Source organism: Neochlamydia sp. TUME1, assembly GCF_000813645.1.
In the GTDB taxonomy this organism is placed as follows: domain Bacteria; phylum Chlamydiota; class Chlamydiia; order Chlamydiales; family Parachlamydiaceae; genus Neochlamydia.
In genome coordinates this window covers 1-1,904 of sequence record NZ_JRXI01000105.1, presented here as the reverse complement: position 1 = coordinate 1,904, position 1,904 = coordinate 1, and the positions used below count along the sequence as shown (strand labels likewise).

Below are 1,904 nucleotides of genomic sequence, written 5' to 3'. Positions count from 1 at the left end.
CTAACCTGACCATCTAAAAGATTGGATAGCCCTGTGGCTTTGGCTTGTTGGTTTTGGCTGATAAGATAATCTGTATAAATATCAAGAAGATCAAGTTTCATTTTTTTTCCTCTTTTCAAAGAAAAAAATATACTTTTATAATAATTTTTCCTACTCATCTGTGCGTAAGGTGAGTTATCTGAAACGCCTTTTAGCCGCTTTCCATCCATTATCTTTATGGAAAAAATAGTCATGAGAAACCCAGGACTATTTGTACATTGGAAAAGAGGAATGATAGGAGCGTTTCCTTAATTGGGAGCGGTATGAATCGAGAGGTTCCCGTACCGTTCTAAGAGAAGCCTGTGGGGAAGTTCCACAGGTCGACTCACCATCTTATTCCCTTAAGAATATTTTTGCCTTTTGATTATTAATTGAAGGGAAGCTATTTATGGATTAATGAAATTCAGTCAAAAGTTCGTAACATAGCCAGCAACTGAGTTTTCTTAACTAAGAAATCTCTTCAGATTATGAAGCTGTCTTTTAGGTGATCATAGTGTTCATGTATTTCGAAAGGAATGTATATAGGATCTCTAATAAAAAATTCGTCATCTTCAATGATTGATTCTTCTCTCCAATATTCCAGTAGATTGAAGTTTTGTAAATGAACTTTCAATTTAGTAAGAATCGTTTCTAGTGAATATTTATGATAGATCTCATCTTTTTCTAGGGCGCGAAGAAGAGTGATGAGGTAAAGTTTTTTGTCTGGGTAGTTTTTGGATAATTGTGAGAATAAATACCGCTGACAAAGGCCTATCTTGTAACGAGGAGACCACTGTGTCAGAAGTTGAGAGAAAAAGTCACAAAAATTATCGATTTCATTCGGATCATTCGGCATAGCTTCGATGTTTTTAGTAAGATTCTTTTCTGTGCTTTCTAAATCAAAGGAGGAACGATAAACACTTATAGGAAAGCTCAAAGACATATCATCATAAATACGACAGTATTCAAGAGCATCTGTAGAAAGAGGGATCTCTTTTTCAAAAGCTAAAGCTTGAAGGAAAATATTTTCTATACGGATAGCTTGCTTATGTGCAGGCCAAAATGCTGAAAACCTATCTCGATTAAACGGAACGCCACTTTCCCACTTCATAGATAGCATTTCAAATACCTCATGGGCTTTAATGAAAGCTTTGTTATCTCCAATCGCATTAAAATATAGTTGGTAACCTAACTTCCCACCATTGAGCCGCTTCATGTGCTGCGTGATCGATTCATCAGAAATTTTTTGGCAAAGAGCCAGAACTTTTTCTTTAAATAGCTTAGTCATTTCAGGGGTATTTTCAGCAACGCTAAGACGTTTGATTTCAAAAAATTGGTGATATTCTTCTCGCTGCCTTTCATCCCATAAAAGTGATAAGCGAAAGAAGATCCAAGTAATGAAATCTAAAAATTTCTCCCTTTTTGTTTGGGAAAAAATTAATATATTAAAAGAAGGTAATTTTATTGAATTGATTTCCATAATATGATACTACTCTTTTTGTTTCGGGAAAAATTGGTATATTAAAATGTTATTTTTAGGATTTATTATTTAATATAATTACTATACTGCAATAAGCATAAATTGTAAATAGTATATTTCTGCTAACTCACTCAATAAATATAATATTTTTGGTTCAATAAATTAATTTCTTAGAATCTAAATTAATCTCAAATTAGGCCCCATCGCGACGCAGAGAGAAACAAGTATATGCCACTTTGGGTTGCCTGTGCCTGAAAGAGTCTTATAAAGACTCTCGCGCCCTACGTGTCAAGCGACATGATAAATTGGCCCCCTGGGCGACATGAATTTTTGCCCCCACCTCTGGCCGGCGACACCAACAATTGACCCCCAGCCCTAGCACAATTTGCTCCCTCCTCCACTAAAA

1 protein-coding gene is annotated in these 1,904 nt (G+C 35.3%); it reads right to left on the bottom strand.

The window, feature by feature from the left end; translation table 11 throughout:
• Positions 1-499: 499 nt before the first annotated feature.
• Positions 500-1,498 (bottom strand): hypothetical protein, encoded by a 999-nt coding sequence (locus DB41_RS04590; RefSeq protein ID WP_039384865.1) that lies wholly within the window; start codon positions 1,496-1,498, stop codon positions 500-502.
• Positions 1,499-1,904: the final 406 nt, after the last annotated feature.

Bases quoted from the DNA above. Each gene is read 5' to 3' on its own strand.
- DB41_RS04590 (WP_039384865.1), bottom strand. From the start codon at position 1,498: ATGGAAATCAATTCAATAAAATTACCTTCTTTTAATATATTAATTTTT.